This is a genomic window from Polymorphospora sp. A560 (assembly GCF_045781765.1).
In the GTDB taxonomy this organism is placed as follows: Bacteria; Actinomycetota; Actinomycetes; order Mycobacteriales; family Micromonosporaceae; genus Polymorphospora; species Polymorphospora lycopeni.
The window spans coordinates 7,560,494-7,576,376 of sequence record NZ_CP122282.1; the positions used below are offsets into that span (position 1 = coordinate 7,560,494).

Sequence of the window (15,883 nt, forward strand, 5' to 3'; positions counted from 1 at the left end):
GCCGACCACTGCCTGGCCCTTCGTCGCCGTCGGGACGCCGAGTCGGTCGGATGACCGGCCCGATCCGACGACGTCGGCGGGGTCGAACCAGTCGGACGCACCGTACCCGCGTGGCCGCCTGGGCGTCACCCCCCGTATCTGTTGTCGCTGCCCGGGGTTTTCCCGATCATTCCCGCGACTCGTCCGCCTGCTGCTCCTCGTCGGGCCGCTTCGGCACCCGGCAGGACCGCTCCAGCCACAGCGCGGCACCGACCAGCGCGAGCGACGCGACCAGTCCGCCGACGGCGGCGGGAAGGTCGTCGGACGCCGCCTTCGTCGGCTCGATCAGCAGCCAGGCGGCGATCCCACCGTAGAAACCGGCGAATATCGAGGCGGCCAGCGAGGACGCCTTGGCGAGCACGACGAAGCGCGCCACCGTCAGCGGTTCCACCGGTTCCCGCCCCGGCCGGCGGTCGATCCGGGCCCGGGTGTTCACGGCCGCGTAGCCCTCCAGCACGGCCAAACCGAGGATCGTCACCGTCGGTAGCCAGGGCAGGTCCGGGAACGCCCGGTAGTAGACATTGCTGATGACGAGCCAGGCCAGCGCCGCCGCGGCCAGCCCGGCGACGACCAGCGTGGCCGGTCGGGTCTGGCCCAGACGTGGCTGCTCGGGCGCCGGCCGACGCCGGGAAGAGTCCGGTTCGCTCACGAAACCGACTCTAGTGGCAGATCCGGTCGCGGGCTGAGGTCCGTGACCTCGCTCGCCAGCGGCTCCGCGTTGAGCAGGTCGGTCAGCCATCCGTGGCCGGGCAGCCGCCCGTACGGGTCGATGTCGATCCACGGCCGGAGCACGAAGGCCCGCAGGTGCGCCCGGGGGTGCGGCAGGGTCAGTTCCGGGTCGTCGCTGAGCACCGGCTCGCCGTCGGCGTCCCAGACCACGATCACGTCGACGTCGAGGGTGCGCGGCCCGAAGCGGCGGGCCGGGTCCCGCTCCCGGCCGGCCGCCACCTCGGCGGCCCGGGCCCGTTCCAGCCACTCCCGCGGCGTGGCCTCCGCGTCCTCGACCAGGATCGCCGCGTTCAGGTACGCCGGCTGGTCGGCGTCGCCCCACGGCGGCGTCTCGTACACCCCGGACGCGACCAGCAGCACGTCGTCGAACGACGCCACCGCCGCCCGTAGCCGGCCGATCCGGTCACCGAGGTTGCTGCCCAGCGACAGCACCGCCCGGGTCCCGGGTTTCCCGGTGCCCGCGCTCCGCTGCCCGGTCATGTCCCCGGCCTGGTCCGGGTCAGGGTGACCGCGACGTCGGCGAAGTCGTGCGGGATCGGCGCCTGCGGCTTGTGCACCGTGACCGTCGCCGAGTTGACCCGTACGTCGGACAGGCACACCGCCACCAGCCGGTCGGCCAGCGTCTCGATCAGGTTGACCGGCTCGCCGGTGACCACCGCGACCAGACGTTCGGCGAGTTCGCCGTAGTGGACGGTGTCGCCGACGTCGTCGGAGCCGGCCGCCGGCCGCAGGTCGACGTCGAGCACGACATCGACGACGAAGTCCTGGCCCTGCTCGCGTTCGAAGTCGAAGACCCCGTGCCGGCCGTGGGCGCGCAGCCCGGTCAGCGAGATCCGGTCGGTCATCGCGACGGTCCTCCTTCGACGTCGGTGCTCCGGGCGCCTTGCCCGGGGCCGGTCCCGGGGTCCACGGTCGGGGCTGGGTCCACGGTTGGTGCCGGGTCCACGGTCTGGGCCGGGTCCGCGGCCGCGGCGGTCGGGGCGGGGGCCAGCCGGGGGCGCCCGCTGGCCCGCCACACCGCGAGCGCGTCGACGGTCTCGCGTACGTCGTGCACCCGTACCCCCCATGCTCCCGCCGCGACCGCGAGCACGCTGGTGGCGACGGTGGCGGCCGTACGGCCACCGGTCGGCCGTGGCGTCCCGTCCGGCCCGGCGAGCAATTGTCCCAGGTACGACTTGCGGCTGGCGGCGAACAGCAACGGATACCCCAACGACAGCAGGTCCGGCAGGCCCATGGTGAGCCGCCAGTTGTCCTGCGGGCCCTTGGCGAAGCCGAGTCCGGGGTCGATGACGATGCGGTCGGCGGCGACCCCGGCGGCGAGCGCCGCCTCGATCCGTCGGGCGAGTTCGGTCCGTACGTCGCGGACGACATCGGAGTAGCTGGCGAGATCACGCATCCGCTTCGAGTGGCCGCGCCAGTGCATCAGCACCCAGGGGCAGCCGGCGGCGGCCACCACCCCGGCCATCGCGGGGTCGGCCAGCCCGCCGGACACGTCGTTGACGACCGTCGCGCCGGCCTCGAGGGCGGCGGCCGCCACGCTGGCCCGGGTGGTGTCGACGCTCATCGGTACGCCGAGGTCGGCGAGCGCGCGGACGACCGGCAGGATGCGGGCGATCTCCGTCCTGGCGTCGACCCGGTCGGCACCCGGACGGGTCGACTCGCCGCCGACGTCGACCAGGTCGGCACCCTGCTCGCGCATCTCGACCCCGTGTCGTACGGCGGCGTCCAGATCGGTGTACCGCCCGCCGTCGGAGAACGAGTCCGGCGTGACGTTGAGTACCCCCATCACCACCGGATGGTCGGCGCGCAGCAGATCAGGCACGGCTAGACGGTACCCAGGGCCGGAGAACCCCTTGCCACCACCTCTTAGAACAGGTGTACGATTCCTCGCGCCACGCCAGCACCACCAGCCACACTCTTCGTAGCTTGTTCCTAAGCAGGGCGCACCGTACGCTTTGGAATTGCGCATCATTCAGACGTCCAAGCGCGAGGGGATGGGCCAAAGTTGCACAAAACGCCCAGAAACCACCACCATTCGCGGTGGCGGTGAGACGCAGAGTCAGCATGACCATGCTCGACTCGGCACTTCGCAAGGCTTGACAACTGCAGTGCCTCGGCTCCGCCGGCCGGGCACCGGGGAGGTTTCCGATGATCGCCACAGAGCTGGTCGACGCGGCGTGGACGAGCGCCACGCAGGTGGTCGACGCGCTCGCCCCCATACTCGCCGCCGAACCGGCCCCCTCCGACTTCAACACCGAGGGCGTCGTCACCTTCCTGGCCAGCAAGGTGGCCCCGATCCTGCTCGCCGTACTCGGCGTGATCTTCATCGGCCGGGCCAGCAAGGGCGAGATCTCGAAGGTGCTCACCAGCTCGGCGATCGCGATCGTCGGCCTCGCCTTCATCGCCGGCGCCGCCACACTGTTCTTCGTCGGGGATTACCTGATCAATCTGATGTTCGAATAGGGCGCGGGGCACGAGATGCGGCTGCGCACCGACGACGACATCTACCGGGCCCGACTGGTCTACCTCGGTCCGCCGGGCTACACGCTGCCGGTACACCTCCCGTACGCCCAGTACGGCCTGTTCATGCTGCTCGTCCCGCTGTACATGTTCATCCACTGGATGTTCACGCTCAACGTCGAACTGTTCCCCGCCTGGGAAATCGCGCTGGCGATCGTGACGACGTCGTTCATCTTCCGCTACGTCGACCCCGACCGGCCCGCACGCATGGTCATCCGGACGGCACTGACCGACTGGCGGCGCACCCGCGAACCGGCCGTCGAACGGCGCGACCCCCGGTTGATCGCCACCCGCATCCGGGTTCGGGAGGAACTGGTATGAGCGAACACATCCGGCGGAACCCGCCACCCGCCGGCGACCTGGGTGGGGCGAGAGCATGACCCGTTCCACTCCGCCGGGCCCATCCCGCTCGGCCGGCCGCCCGACCGGCAACCGTCGTGACGGTACGCGTTCACGCGACTACCACGAGCCTGATCTTGCCGAGGAGGCGGGCACCGACGGCGAGCTGGTGGCGAGTCCCGGACACGGGGCGGTCGCCGTCTTCCAGGCGCCGCAACCGCCCCGGGGTCGTCCGGCCGCACCGCCGGCGGCGGGGCGCCACCCGACGTCGGCCGCCGAGCACGCCGACATCGACTCCCCGTTCCTCGATCTCTTCGCCGAATCGCCGCCACGGGTCGATCCACCCGCCGCCGTGGCCAACCGACCGGTCGCCTCGCCAGAGACGCCGGCCCGCCGGCCCCGACCGGAGCTGCCCGGCGGCCGCGAGCGGCCGCCGGCCTGGGAGCCGGATCCGGGCCCCACCGCCCACCGCCGGCCCGAACCGGTACGGCACGAGCTGGCGCCGACGCCGGCGACGCCATCCGGTCCGGTCGTCGTGCCGCCGGACGCCGAACCGCACCACGTCACAGCACCGGTCGCCCCACCGGCCGCGGTTGCTCCGGACGAGCCGGTCACGTCCATCGACCAGTTGCTCACGAGCCCCGCCCAGCAACCGGTTCCGGTGGAGCCGTCCGCCCTGCCGGCCACCATCCCACCCGACGAGGACGTGGTCCCGAGCCGACGCCGCGCCGACAAACCGGCGACCGACAAGCGCGGCCGGCCCCGGAAGCAGCCAGCAGCGAAACCGGTCCGGGTCAAACCCCCCAAGGTCAAGTTCAGCGACCGCGACCCGTCGATCGAGCTGGCCATCTCCGAGATCGCCGGCCACCTGACGTTCGCCCCCAACACCGTCACCGCGTGGTACTGGCTGCCCGAGGTGCGGTGGGCCTTCCGGCCGGACGCCGAACGGGAGGCCCTCCTTTCGGCGATCTCCGAGCAGTACGCCGGGCTCGCCGGGTTCCGGCTGCATCTGCGCCGGACCACCCGGCCGTTCCCCGCCGACGAGTGGGCCCGGACGATCGACACCTATACGGCCAACCCGCTGCCCGACGTACCCGGGGCCGCGTCGTGGTCCGACCACCTCGTCGCCGCCCAGCGGCACCTGCTGTCGGTCAACCACGCCGAGGGGCAGACCTACCTCGGGGTGACCTTCGCCCGCCGTACGATCGGCAACTCGCTCGCCGAACGGGTACTGCGGGCCTTCGGCCGCGGCGTCGGCGAGGGCGAACGCCGCAAGCTCGGCCGTACGGTCGAACAGTTCGACGAGGTGCTCGCCGCGTTCGGCATGCGCGGCCGCCGGGTGACGTCGCAGGAGCTCGAGTGGCTGCTCTACCGCTCGGTGGCACTGTGCATGGCGCCGCCCGGCGTGCTGTCACCGGTCACCAACGGCCGGTGGGAACGCGGCGACCTGCTCGCCCTGACCGAGCAGATCGAGCGCTACCGCACCCCGTACGGCTCCACTGTGAAGCTGGTCAACCGGATGACCGGCGAGGAGCGGCACGTCGCCGTACTCGCCGTCGGCCGGATGGAGCCGCTGGAGATCCCCGAACGCCACGAGCCGTGGTTGCACTTCCACGAACGGCTGCCGTGGCCGATGGAGCTGTCGTCCCGATTCGACATCCTGGGCTCCAACGACTCGTTCCGGAACCTCGAACACCGGCTCCGGATGATCCGCTCCCAGCAACTCGACTACGCCGAGCACGGCATCGACGCGCCCCCGGAACTGGAACGGCTCGCCAAGCGGGCACTGGTGATCGGCGACGAGATGACCACCGGGCTGCCGGTGGAATCGGCCCGCGCGCACGGCTGGCACCGGATCGCGGTCGGCGGAAAGACCCGCGAGGAGTGCCTCGAACGGGCCCGTCGACTGATCCAGCTCTACTCCCGCGAACTGCGGATCGCGCTCCAGCATCCGAAGAGCCAGGACTGGTTGGCCCGGGAGTTCATCCCCGGCGAGCCGATCGCCAACACCGGCTACGTCCGCCGGATGCCGGTGAAACTGCTCGCCGCCGCGCTGCCACAGGCCGCGTCCACCGTCGGCGACCGGCGCGGTGACCTGATCGGCCGGACCGCCGGCACCTGCCGCCGGCCGGTCTTCCTCGACCTGCACTTCCCGATGGAGGTCCGCGAACGCTCCGGGCTGGCCGTCTTCGTCGCCGAACCCGGCGGCGGCAAGTCCACCCTGCTCGGCGCGCTGGGCTACCTCGCCGCCCGGCGGGGCGTGCAGGTGACGCTGCTCGACCCGTCCGGACCGCTCGCCCGGCTGTGCGCGATGCCCGAACTGCGGCCGTACTCGCGGGTGCTCAACCTGACCGGCTCCGAGCAGGGCACCCTCGCCCCGTACGCGTTGATCCCGACTCCGCTGCGGTCGGAGTTCCCGACCGGTGCGGCGGGCGACCGTGAGTTCGAGATCGCCGTCTCCAACGCCCGCGCCGAACGCCGCATGTTGGTCCAGGACATCTGCATGATGCTGGTGCCACCGCAGGTCGCCCGGGAGGCGTCCACGGCGACCCTGCTGCGACACGCCGTACGGCAGGTGCCGGCGGAGGAGACCTCGACGCTCGACGACGTGGTCGCCTGCCTGGCCGGCCTCGACGACCACGAGGGGCGCGAACTCGCCAACCTGCTCCTCGACACCGCCGAGATGCCGCTGGCCCTGCTCTTCTTCGGCCGTCCGCCGGAGGGGCTACTGGGCGCCGACGCCACCCTGACCGTCATCACCATGGCCGGTCTGCGGTTGCCCGACCTCAAGATCGAACGCGAGTACTGGTCAGCCGAGGAAGCCCTCGCCCTGCCGATGCTGCACACCGCGCACCGGCTCGCCGTACGGCGCTGCTACGGCGGCTCCATGTCGTCCCGCAAACTGGTCGGCCTCGACGAGGCGCACTTCATGGAGGGGTGGCGCTCCGGACGCTCGTTCCTGGTCCGGCTGGCCCGCGACTCCCGCAAGTGGAACCTGTCCGCCCTGGTCGCGTCGCAGAACCCGCGCGACATCCTCGGGCTCGACGTACAGAACCTCGTCTCCACCGTCTTCGTCGGCCGCATCGCCGAGGACGAAGAGATCGCCTCGGAGGCCCTGCGGCTGCTCCGGGTGCCGGTCAACGACGGCTACGAGGCCACCCTGGCTTCCCTGTCCAACGTGGATGCGTCATCGGCTTCTCGGCTCGGCTTCCGGGAGTTCGTCATGCGTGATGTGGACGGTCGCGTGCAGAAGGTACGCGTGGACGTGTCGTACGTCGAGGGTCTGCTCGACCACCTCGACACCACACCGGCCGCGATGACACCGACACCCACAGCCCTCACCTCCGAACTGCCGGATCTGGAGTCCTGACATGGCCAGGCGGGCCATGGCCATGCTCCTCGCCGTACTCGTCGGTGCGGTGGCGACCGTGTCGTGGCCGGCGCTGGGGGCAAGCCCGGCGCAAGCCGCCCCGCTGCCGGCCCGGGCCCCGGCCGAACTCTGCACCACCGAGCAGTGGCAGGCCGATTTCCGGGCCTGCGTCGACCGCCTCCAGGACGTCACCGAGGCCCGCGCCCAGTGCCTGACCGCCCCGACTCCGGGCACTCCCGACTCCGGACTGGCCGGCTGGTTCGCCGGGCGGCCCGATTCGTCGAAGCTCCCCGGCCCGCAGGGGCTCTACAGCGACTACGGCTACGCCGGGTACAGCTACACCACGTACGACATCGAGGGCGGCTGCGCCTCGACGCTGCTACACCCGGAATACCGGGTCACCACGACGATCGCCAATGGCGAGTTCATGATCGCCACCGCGATCATCGGTGCCTCGAACGCGCTGCGGGAACGGGCCTGGAGCCCCCAGTCGATGTGGGGCTGGGCCGATCCCCTGGTCGAGCAGGCCACGAAGGCGATCTACCAGAAGGTGTTCAGCGTCTTCGGCATCGTCACGCTGTGCGTGGTGGGGCTCTACCTCATCTGGCGCTCCCGGCAGTCCGACATGAGCAACGCCATGACGACCGCCGGATGGGCGGTGTTCGTGATGGTGGCGGTGACCGCCGTGGCGGCGTGGCCGGTGGCATCGGCAAACATCGCGGACCGGGCCCTGGTGAGCGGCCTGGGCGTCGTACACGACGCGGTCGGTCCGGCGGCCAGAGACGTGCCACCGGACAAATGCGCCGTCCCCAATCCCGACGCTTGCGTCGACAAACGACCACCCGCGGTACGGGCCAGCGACACATCCACCGAGACGATGCTCTACCGGAACTGGCTGCGCGGCGTGCTCGGCTCCGCGGACACCGAGACGGCCCGGAAGTACGGGCGTGCGCTCTACGATGCCAAGTCGCTGTCGTGGGACGAGGCGCAGAAGTTGCGGGACAACCCCGCGACTCGGCAGGCGACCATCGACGCCAAGGGCCGGCAGTGGATGAAGGTCGCCGAGCAGATCCGGGCCGAGGATCCGGAGGCCTACGAGTACCTCCAGGGCACCCGGGACATGGACCGGGTGGGGGCGGGCTTCATCGCCGTGCTCGCCGCGCTCCTGTTCGCAATGTTCGATCTCACCGCGTCGCTGCTGGTCCTGCTCGGGTTCCTGATCTTCCGGTGGGCGGTCGTCGCCGCACCGATCCTCGGCACGGTCGGGCTGATGCGCCCGGCCAGTGCCGGCATCCGGCGGCTCGGGAACGCCGTCGTGGCCGCCATCTTCAACATCGCAATCTTCGGTACCGGTGCGGCCGTCTACCTCCTGGCGGTCGATCTGGTGATGAGTACCCCGACCCTGCCGGGCTGGCTGCAGGTGGTGCTGGTCTGGCTCTGCGGCGTGGTCGGGTGGCTGTTGCTCCGGCCGTACCGGCGGATCACCCAGCTCGGGGGCAAGGACGCCACCGCCGCGGTCACCTCGGCCGGCTCGTGGCACCGCCAGTTCTTCAAGGACATGCGCGAGGCTGCGAAGCTCAACAGCGCCGAACCGGGTAGCTCCGCGGAACCGCAGTCCGGCAAACGTCGGCAGGTTGTCGTCGAACAGTCCAACCTGCGCCCGGAGGCGCGGCTGGAGGATCCGGCGCATTCCTCCGAGGGCCGGGAACGCTCCGGGGAGAAGGCACCGTCGTCGGCGGCGGAGCCGGCGGCCACCCCTTCCCGCGAACCGTCACGGCCACCGGTCCGGCCACGGCGCCCCGCGCAGTGGACCGAACCGGACGTCCCGGAGAGTGCTCCCTCCTTCGCCATCTACCGTCCGGGCTCCAGCGACCGCACGACGCCCGAGCCGGCGCCGCGGGTGCGTACCGAGGCGAGGTGACCGGTTGAGACGCGCACTGGAACGCCTCGTCGTCGGCGTCTTCCGGTCCCGGGTGTGGGTCGCCGTCGCGCTCGGCATGGCGATCTTCGGCATCGTGGCACTGGCCCGGCTGGTGTCCGGACCGGACGGGACCGGTGACGAGGTGCCCCGGGGGGCACCGGTGCGTCCCCTGGTCACCATCGACCCGGGTACCGGTGACGACGGGGTGGTGTCGCCACCACCGCAACCGTCGATCAAGGCCCGGCCGGGCACACCCGCGCCGGAAACCGTCGCCCGCGCCTTCGCCGCGGCCTGGGTGGACCATCAGGACGTCTCGGCCGAGGACTGGCACGCCGCGCTGCTCCCGCACTCGACGGCCGCGCTCGCCGACAAACTGAGCGGGGTGGACCCGGCGGTCGTGCCCGCCAGCCGGGTGACCGGCGATCCCGCCCTGACCCCGTACGCCGAAGGGCTCGCCGACGCGACGGTCCCGGTCGACTCCGGTCGGCTACGGCTGCGGATGGTCACCTCGTCGGACCGCTGGCTGGTCGACGGCGTCGACTGGGAGCGGGCATGACCACGGGCGGCAGCCGACGCCGGCCATGGCGCGGGGTGCTGGCCCTCGGAATCACCACCGTGCTGGTGGCGCTCTGCTGCGCCGGCGGCGTGACCGCGCTCTTCCTCACCGACCCGGCGACGGAGGACGACTCCCTTCTGCTGTCCAGCTTCGGCTGCGGCGAGAGTGGGCCGGTCGACGCCAACGGCGACCTGCCCCGGATCGACCCGTACGGTGAGGCGCAGATCCGCAACGCGGCCGTCATCATCAACGTGGGTGCGGAGATGTCCGTGCCGCCCAAGGGCTGGGTCGTGGCGGTGGCGACCGCGATGCAGGAGTCGGCGCTGTCGAACCTGCCCCACCTGGGTGCCGACAACGACCACGACTCGGTGGGGCTATTCCAGCAGCGGCCCAGCCAGGGCTGGGGCACGCCGGCCCAGCTCCAGGATCCGGTCTACGCGTCCCGAAAGTTCTACCAGAAACTGCTCACCGTCAAAGGCTGGCAGCAGATGCCGCTCACCGAGGCGGCCCAGAAGGTACAGGTCAGCGCCTTCCCCGACGCGTACGCGAAGCACGAACCGCTCGCCACGCAGATCGTCAACATCCTGGCCGACGGTGCGGCGCGGGCGGCCGGTGCGGTCTCCGATCTGCGCTGCGCGACGGACGGTGAGGTCGCCGCGTCCGGCTGGACCGCGCCGGTCGGCGAGGGCATCGTCTCCGGATTCCGGACGGCGGCGCGGCCGAGCCACCACGGGGTCGACCTCGGTTCCGGCCGCGGTACGCCGATCCGGGCCGCCGCCGCCGGGCGGGTGCTGGTCTCCCGGTGCGACGCCGACAGCGCACCACCCTGGTCCTGCGACTCGGACGGCTCCCCGTCCACCGCGGGGTGCGGCTGGTACGTCGACATGCTCCATGCCGGCAACATCGTCACCCGGTACTGCCACATGGTCAGCCGGCCGCACGTCGCCGTCGGCGAGAAGATCGCGGCCGGTCAGGTCATCGGACTGGTCGGCACCAGCGGCCGCTCCTCCGGTCCGCACCTGCACTTCGAGGTGCACATCAACGGCGACCGGAGCAGCCGCGGCGCGGTCGACCCGGTGCGATTCATGCGGGACGTGGGCGCCCCCCTGGGGGCCGGTACATGATCCGGGGACGCTGATGGGTGAAGAACCGATCCCGGACCCGTTCGCGGACCAGCCCGACTGGGCGCCGCGGCCACCGCGGCCGATCGTTCCCACCCCGGCCGCTGGCCGGAACGACCTACGCGGACGGCGGGTACTCGTCGGGCTGCCCGGCCTCGGCTGGCGCACGGACCTCCGCGCCGACGAGACGGTCGTGCAGGGCAGTCGCAGCTACGTGCCGGTCATCGTCGAACAGGACTGGTACCGCGCCGAGACGGAGCAGATCGAGGTGTTCGCGCCGTTGGTACCCGCCGAGCGGGTGTGGCTGGAGACGGTCGGACCGGCGAGTTCCGACCGCCCGTCGCGCACCGACGTGCTCTCGCGGCTGGTCTCGCTCGACGCGCCGGCCCGCCGCGATCCGGTACCGGTGGTGGATGCCGACGCGCTGGTCGGTCGGCGGGTGGTCGAGGTCTCCGACGGAGTGGAGCGGCGCGATCTGCGCGCGGTCACCGACATGCACACGAGCAGCGACGGGGACATCTGCGTACGGGTCGCCACCGAGATGGACTGGTACCGCTGGGCCTGGACCGGCCAGCCACCCAAGACACTGGAAGTACCGGTCCATCTACTCTGGATCGAGTGACACTAGGCGTTTTCTGCCGCGGCACACACCCGCCAACTATCGGACTCTGCCAGCTCAAAACGCCAGCCCTGAAGGTCGCTCTGCTCGAAACCATCTACCGAGGCAGAAATCCTCAACTCCAGCGTGACCTCGGCAAACTCATCGCGCGTTATCATTCCCAGGCTCCCCCACGAGACGTTGAACTGAGTGCCGAACTCCTGCTCACGGCTCAACAGGTCCGCACGAAGCAGCAAAAGCGGAGCCAGCCGGGCGGACTCTGGGCAGGTGAAGATGGCCGCTTTGACGTCGTCACGTTCGACGAACACCGCGCGCAGATAGTTGTCGACAACAACGTCCGGGGCGCTGCGGTCGGGCTGGGTCACGGTGTCGTACGCGACGTACACCACTCCCGCCCCACCGACGCAGAGCAACGCGATCATCCCGCCCAACACCGACAGCACCAGCCGGAGCCGCCGTACCCGGGGCATCGAACCGCCGGGCCCGTACGCGGACCGCTGACCGGGTTGCACCGGAGGCATCGCTGATTCCACGTACCGAGGTTATCGGCCCTGGCGCCCCGACCCAACGGGCGCGAACCTCCATCTCCGTAACCACAACGGCTCGATCGTTAACTATGCGTAGTCACCCCGTCGACCCTGGCCGCACTGCCTGCGCGTCCGTGAAAGGCGGTGCGGTTCTTGGGATACGGTCGTCTTTCGACGGACGTGCCGGCCACGACGAAAGGCGGACGGGGTGGCCAGCTTGAAGGGGCGGGCGAGCCGGGCTGCCGTGTTGCACCGGCAGGCCGCGGCGATGGTGGCGGCGGCCGGTGGTGCCCTCGACGCCACCCGACCGGCTCCGGCCGACCGGCGGGAGCAGCATGATCTGGCCGAGCGGCTGCGGGCCGCGGCGGCCTTGCTGGCGCCGGGTTGGCTCGGCGGGCCGTTGGAGGCGCAGTCGGCGGAGACGCCGCTCGGTGGGCCGGGGCTGCCGGAGTTCGTCCGGATCGGTACGGCGCAGCCGTTGGACGATGCCCGATTCCCGGCGATCGTCCCGCTCCTCGGCACCGGTCATCTGACCATCGACGCCGATGCCCGGGACGCGCGGGTCTCGGGTCTGATCCGGGCCGTGTTGCTGCGGCTGCTCGCGGCCGCGCCGGCCGGTTCGCTGCTGGTCCGCGCGGTCGACGCGGCCGGGATGGGTACGGTCTTCGCGCCGTTCGCCCCGCTTGCCGATGCCGGGCTGATGCCGCCTCCGGTCTCCGACCGCACCGGGCTGCGGGCGGTGTTGGCCGAGGCCGAGCAGTGGGTACGGCCCGCCCGGCCCGCCGCGGCCCGGCACAACCGCCGGGATCGTACGTTGCTGGTGGTGATCGCGTCGCTGCCGGAACTGACCGAGGGTGGTGATCTGGCCCGGATCGCCGCCCTGGCGCAGCACGGTCCGGCGGCCGGTCTGCACCTGATCGTGGCCGGCTGGCCGCCACCGCCGTTGACCGCGGAGACCACTCAGGCGCCGTTGCCGCGGACCACGATGGTCACGTTACGGAATCCGTACGCGCTGATCAGTGATCCGCCGGGTGGGTCGTTCGGCAGCCCGGCACCGCATCTGCCGTCGACCGGGCTGAATTCTCCGGTCTTCCTCGACGAGGACCCGCCGGCCCACCTGTTCGACCGGGTGTGCCAGGAGTTGGCCGACCGGTTCGACGCCCGGTCGCGGCTGTCGCTGCGTGACCTGCTGCCCGACGAGGTCGACGGGTCGTGGACCGAGGAGTCGTCGGCGGGGCTGGCGACGACGGTGGGCCAGGACGGCGATCGTCCGGTGTTGCTCCAGTTCAACGACCTGACGCCGCACTGGATGGTCGGCGGGCGGTCGGGCTCCGGCAAGACGGCGTTCCTCGTCAACGTCCTCTATGGACTCTGCGCCCGGTACGGTCCGGCGGAGTTGACGCTCTACCTGCTCGATTTCAAGGAAGGCGTCTCCTTCGTCGAGTTCGTGCCGACCGAACGGGATCAGACGTGGTTGCCGCAGGCACGGGCGGTCGGTGTCGAGTCCGACCGGGAGTACGGGCTCGCGGTGCTACGCGAACTCGACGCGGAGATGACCCGGCGTTCGGTGGCGTACAAGCGGGCCGGGGTGACCCGCTTCGCCGAGTTGCGCGAGCGCCAGCGGCTGCCGCGGGTGGTGTGCGTGGTGGACGAGTTCCAGGTGCTGTTGGCCGGCGGCGACCGGCTGGCCGGCGAGGCGGTGGACCTGCTGGAGTCGCTGGCCCGCAAGGGCCGGTCGTACGGCATCCACCTGGTGCTCGCGAGCCAGACGGTGCTGGGGGTCGAGGCGCTGTACGCCAAGCGTGACGCGATCTTCGGACAGTTCCCGGTACGGGTCGCCCTGCCCGGCGGCGGTGAGGTGCTGGAGCCCGCCAACGACGCGGCCGCCGGCCTGCCGCTGGGTACGGCGGTCGTCAACACCGCGGGTGGGTTGGGTGGGCCGCGGGGCGCGACCCGGGGGCACGAACGCATCGTCCGGTTTCCGGATCCGCACGCCGACCGGGCGGCGCTGTCGGCGCTGCGGCACCGGTTGTGGGAGGCCCGGCCGCCGGAGGCGACACCGCCGCCGGTGTTCGCCGGGTATGCGGAGCAGCGTCTCGACGACGATCCGACCTACCGGGCGGCGCTGGCGGGCCGGTCGGCGCGGCCGGCGGCGCTGGTGGGCCGGACGGTCGACGTCCAGTTGTCGACCGCGTCCTTTCCGCTCGACGCCTCGCCGGGCCGGCATCTGGCGGTGCTCGGCCCGGACCCGGCCGGCGCGGACGTGCTGGCGGCGGCGGCCCGCAGCCTGGCTGTGCAGCACGCGCCGGGTACGGTGCGGTTCGTCGTGGCCTCGTTGGTGGGTGACGGCGATCCGGCCGCGAGCGCATTGGTGGCGGAGTTGGCCGGGCGGCAGGAGGTCGAGAGTGTCGACGTGGCGGGCCTGACCGGGGCACTGGGCCTGGATCGTCCCGGCTATCTGGTGGTCTTCGGCATGGACACGGTGGGTACGGACTCGCTGCCGGCGGAGCGGCTTCGGGAGCTGCTGCGGCACGGTCCCGGCCGCGGGGTCCATCTGCTGTCGTGGTGGCGTGGGACGCGCCGGTTCGCCGAGGAGCTGGGCGGCGCCGCGGCCCGCGACGACGTGGCCGGCCTGGTCTTCCTCAACGTGCCCGGCACCGAGGTGTCGGCGCTGGTCGGTCGCCCGGTCGACTGGCAGCCTCGGCCCAACCGGGCGTTGCTCCACGACCGGCACACCGACCGTACGGCGGTGATCGTGCCGTTCACGGGTCCGGAGCGGGACGCATGACCGGGCCGGAGCCGACCGCGGACGCGTGGCGTGACTATCTGGCGGCCGCGCAGCGGCTGGACGCGGTACGCCGGGCCGCTGCCCAGGCCGCGAGCGAGCAGGCGCAGGCGGTCCAGGCCGCCCGCGACGAGCTGACCGGGGTACGGGCCCGACTCGTGCCGCAACAGTCGCGTCTGCGTGAGCTGGGGATCCGGGACCGTGATCTGGTGCCGGAGCCGGCCGAGGTGGCGGCGGAGGCCGCGAGGATGGGTGGCGGCCCCGGGGCGGTGGTGACGGCACTGCGGCGAAGCCGGTCGATCGTGGATGCGGCGGACGCCGCGGCGGCGGGTACGCTGCCCGACCCGCCGCGTGGCGCGGGCGCCCCGTGGCTGCGCAACCTGCTCGTGTACGGCCCGTTCGCTCTCGTGGTCCTGGTCATCGAGGTGGCCCTCTACCTGGTGTCCGGGGAGCGGTCGCCGGATCTCGCCGTGCTGCTGTGCGGGGCCGGACTGCCGGTGGCGGCGTTCGCCCTCGGCTGGCTGGTCGTCGGTTTCGTCTTCCGGCCGGCACCCGGCGCCCGGGTCGAGCGCACCGCTCTGGTCGGGGCTCTGGTGTGTGGTGCCCCGATGCTGGTGCTGTGCCTGTGGTCGGTTGCCGACCGGATCAACGGATAGGGCCGCCGCCCGCTACGAGTTGATGATGAGCGACATCGCCTCGGCGCGGGATTTGGCGCTGCGCTGGTGCAGGCCGCGTACGGCCGAGGTGATGGTCTTGGCCCCGGCCTTCTGGATGCCACGCATGGCCATGCACATGTGCTCGCACTCCAGCACGACGATCACGCCGCGCGGGTCGAGCTTGGCCATCAGCAGATCCGCGATCTGCGAGGTGAGCCGTTCCTGCACCTGGGGGCGGCGGGCGTAGACCTCCACCAGCCGGGCGAGCTTGGACAGACCGGTGATCCGGCCGTGGGTGCCGGGCACGTAGCCGATGTGCGCCACGCCGTGGAACGGCAGCAGGTGGTGCTCGCACAGGCTCATCACGTCGATGTCGCGGACCAGCACGAGTTCCTCGTGGTTGGCCTCGAAGGTGGTGGTGAGCACCTGGGCGGGGTCGACGCGCAGGCCGGCGAACAGCTCGGCGTACGCCCGGGCGACCCGGGCCGGGGTGTTCCGCAGCCCGTCGCGGTCGGGGTCCTCCCCGACCGCGACGAGGATCTCGCGTACGGCGCGCTGGATCCGGTCGAGGTCGACGGCCTGCTCGACGGGTACACCGGTGAGCTTGCCGTTGACCAGGCGGGCGGCCAGGTAGTCGAGGGCGTCGTCGCCGTCGGGTTCGGTCGAGGAGACCGACTGGCCGTTGGGCGACGGGAACGCCT

General features: G+C 71.8%; 15 protein-coding genes. 9 read left to right on the top strand and 6 right to left on the bottom strand.

The genetic code is table 11. The features are described 5' to 3' along the window. Positions 1–166 precede the first annotated feature (166 nt). Genes QCD66_RS34080 through folP form a run of 4 tightly spaced genes read right to left on the bottom strand, consistent with a single transcriptional unit; the run spans position 167 to position 2,590 of the window. On the bottom strand, positions 167–637 hold the full coding sequence (locus QCD66_RS34080; protein WP_375735839.1) for a DUF3180 domain-containing protein: 471 nt from the start codon (positions 635–637) through the stop codon (positions 167–169). A 47-nt stretch (positions 638–684) separates the two neighbouring features. Beyond that, positions 685–1,248 (bottom strand): 2-amino-4-hydroxy-6-hydroxymethyldihydropteridine diphosphokinase, encoded by a 564-nt coding sequence (folK, locus tag QCD66_RS34085; RefSeq protein ID WP_364221021.1) that lies wholly within the window; start codon positions 1,246–1,248, stop codon positions 685–687. Next, positions 1,245–1,613 (bottom strand): dihydroneopterin aldolase, encoded by a 369-nt coding sequence (gene folB, locus QCD66_RS34090; RefSeq protein WP_357535317.1) that lies wholly within the window; start codon positions 1,611–1,613, stop codon positions 1,245–1,247. The genes folK and folB overlap by 4 nt, the downstream gene beginning before the upstream one ends. Next, the gene (folP, locus tag QCD66_RS34095) at positions 1,610–2,590 is read right to left on the bottom strand and encodes a dihydropteroate synthase (protein WP_407566927.1); all 981 of its coding nucleotides are present in this window, start codon (positions 2,588–2,590) and stop codon (positions 1,610–1,612) included. Before folP ends, folB begins: the two co-directional genes overlap by 4 nt. A 326-nt stretch (positions 2,591–2,916) precedes the next feature. On the opposite strand from folP, the gene QCD66_RS34100 reads away from it, so the two are divergent. Genes QCD66_RS34100 through QCD66_RS34130 form a run of 7 tightly spaced genes read left to right on the top strand, consistent with a single transcriptional unit; the run spans position 2,917 to position 11,217 of the window. Then, complete coding sequence (locus QCD66_RS34100; RefSeq protein WP_357535314.1) at positions 2,917–3,231, top strand: hypothetical protein; 315 nt, start codon at positions 2,917–2,919, stop codon at positions 3,229–3,231. Positions 3,232–3,246: 15 nt separating this feature from the next. Beyond that, complete coding sequence (locus tag QCD66_RS34105) at positions 3,247–3,609, top strand: hypothetical protein (protein ID WP_212825763.1); 363 nt, start codon at positions 3,247–3,249, stop codon at positions 3,607–3,609. A 55-nt stretch (positions 3,610–3,664) separates the two neighbouring features. Then, positions 3,665–6,997: an ATP-binding protein gene (locus QCD66_RS34110; RefSeq protein ID WP_375735833.1), complete on the top strand. Its 3,333-nt coding sequence runs from the start codon at positions 3,665–3,667 to the stop codon at positions 6,995–6,997. 1 nt (position 6,998) lies between these two features. Next, entirely contained in the window at positions 6,999–8,918 is a 1,920-nt protein-coding gene (locus QCD66_RS34115) for an MFS transporter (protein ID WP_364221029.1), read from the top strand. Positions 8,919–8,922: 4 nt separating this feature from the next. Continuing rightward, positions 8,923–9,474: a hypothetical protein gene (locus tag QCD66_RS34120; RefSeq protein ID WP_364221032.1), complete on the top strand. Its 552-nt coding sequence runs from the start codon at positions 8,923–8,925 to the stop codon at positions 9,472–9,474. Further along, complete coding sequence (locus tag QCD66_RS34125) at positions 9,471–10,598, top strand: M23 family metallopeptidase (protein ID WP_375735831.1); 1,128 nt, start codon at positions 9,471–9,473, stop codon at positions 10,596–10,598. Before QCD66_RS34120 ends, QCD66_RS34125 begins: the two co-directional genes overlap by 4 nt. Positions 10,599–10,611: 13 nt before the next feature. After that, the gene (locus tag QCD66_RS34130; protein ID WP_375735830.1) at positions 10,612–11,217 is read left to right on the top strand and encodes a hypothetical protein; all 606 of its coding nucleotides are present in this window, start codon (positions 10,612–10,614) and stop codon (positions 11,215–11,217) included. A 2-nt stretch (positions 11,218–11,219) separates the two neighbouring features. On the opposite strand, the gene QCD66_RS34135 is transcribed toward QCD66_RS34130, so the two are convergent. Continuing rightward, positions 11,220–11,747, bottom strand: coding sequence for a hypothetical protein (locus tag QCD66_RS34135; RefSeq protein ID WP_364221041.1), 528 nt, complete (start codon positions 11,745–11,747; stop codon positions 11,220–11,222). 262 nt (positions 11,748–12,009) lie between these two features. Between QCD66_RS34135 and QCD66_RS34140 the strand changes: the two genes are divergently transcribed. Both QCD66_RS34140 and QCD66_RS34145 read left to right on the top strand, forming a co-directional pair. After that, the gene (locus tag QCD66_RS34140; RefSeq protein WP_375735838.1) at positions 12,010–14,529 is read left to right on the top strand and encodes an FtsK/SpoIIIE domain-containing protein; all 2,520 of its coding nucleotides are present in this window, start codon (positions 12,010–12,012) and stop codon (positions 14,527–14,529) included. Continuing rightward, on the top strand, positions 14,526–15,182 hold the full coding sequence (locus QCD66_RS34145; RefSeq protein ID WP_375735829.1) for a hypothetical protein: 657 nt from the start codon (positions 14,526–14,528) through the stop codon (positions 15,180–15,182). The genes QCD66_RS34140 and QCD66_RS34145 overlap by 4 nt, the downstream gene beginning before the upstream one ends. A 12-nt stretch (positions 15,183–15,194) precedes the next feature. Here the strand turns inward: QCD66_RS34145 and folE are convergent, their stop codons facing one another. Next, complete coding sequence (folE, locus tag QCD66_RS34150; RefSeq protein WP_357535659.1) at positions 15,195–15,812, bottom strand: GTP cyclohydrolase I FolE; 618 nt, start codon at positions 15,810–15,812, stop codon at positions 15,195–15,197. Positions 15,813–15,883 lie beyond the last annotated feature (71 nt).

What these genes read in the sequence shown, in the direction of transcription:
- folK (WP_364221021.1), bottom strand. Translation starts at nt 1,248, where the DNA reads ATGACCGGGCAGCGGAGCGCGGGCACCGGGAAACCCGGGACCCGGGCG.
- folB (WP_357535317.1), bottom strand. Translation starts at nt 1,613, where the DNA reads ATGACCGACCGGATCTCGCTGACCGGGCTGCGCGCCCACGGCCGGCAC.
- QCD66_RS34100 (WP_357535314.1), top strand. Translation starts at nt 2,917, where the DNA reads ATGATCGCCACAGAGCTGGTCGACGCGGCGTGGACGAGCGCCACGCAG.
- QCD66_RS34105 (WP_212825763.1), top strand. Translation starts at nt 3,247, where the DNA reads ATGCGGCTGCGCACCGACGACGACATCTACCGGGCCCGACTGGTCTAC.
- QCD66_RS34110 (WP_375735833.1), top strand. Translation starts at nt 3,665, where the DNA reads ATGACCCGTTCCACTCCGCCGGGCCCATCCCGCTCGGCCGGCCGCCCG.
- QCD66_RS34115 (WP_364221029.1), top strand. Translation starts at nt 6,999, where the DNA reads ATGGCCAGGCGGGCCATGGCCATGCTCCTCGCCGTACTCGTCGGTGCG.
- QCD66_RS34125 (WP_375735831.1), top strand. Translation starts at nt 9,471, where the DNA reads ATGACCACGGGCGGCAGCCGACGCCGGCCATGGCGCGGGGTGCTGGCC.
- QCD66_RS34130 (WP_375735830.1), top strand. Translation starts at nt 10,612, where the DNA reads ATGGGTGAAGAACCGATCCCGGACCCGTTCGCGGACCAGCCCGACTGG.
- QCD66_RS34140 (WP_375735838.1), top strand. Translation starts at nt 12,010, where the DNA reads ATGGTGGCGGCGGCCGGTGGTGCCCTCGACGCCACCCGACCGGCTCCG.
- QCD66_RS34145 (WP_375735829.1), top strand. Translation starts at nt 14,526, where the DNA reads ATGACCGGGCCGGAGCCGACCGCGGACGCGTGGCGTGACTATCTGGCG.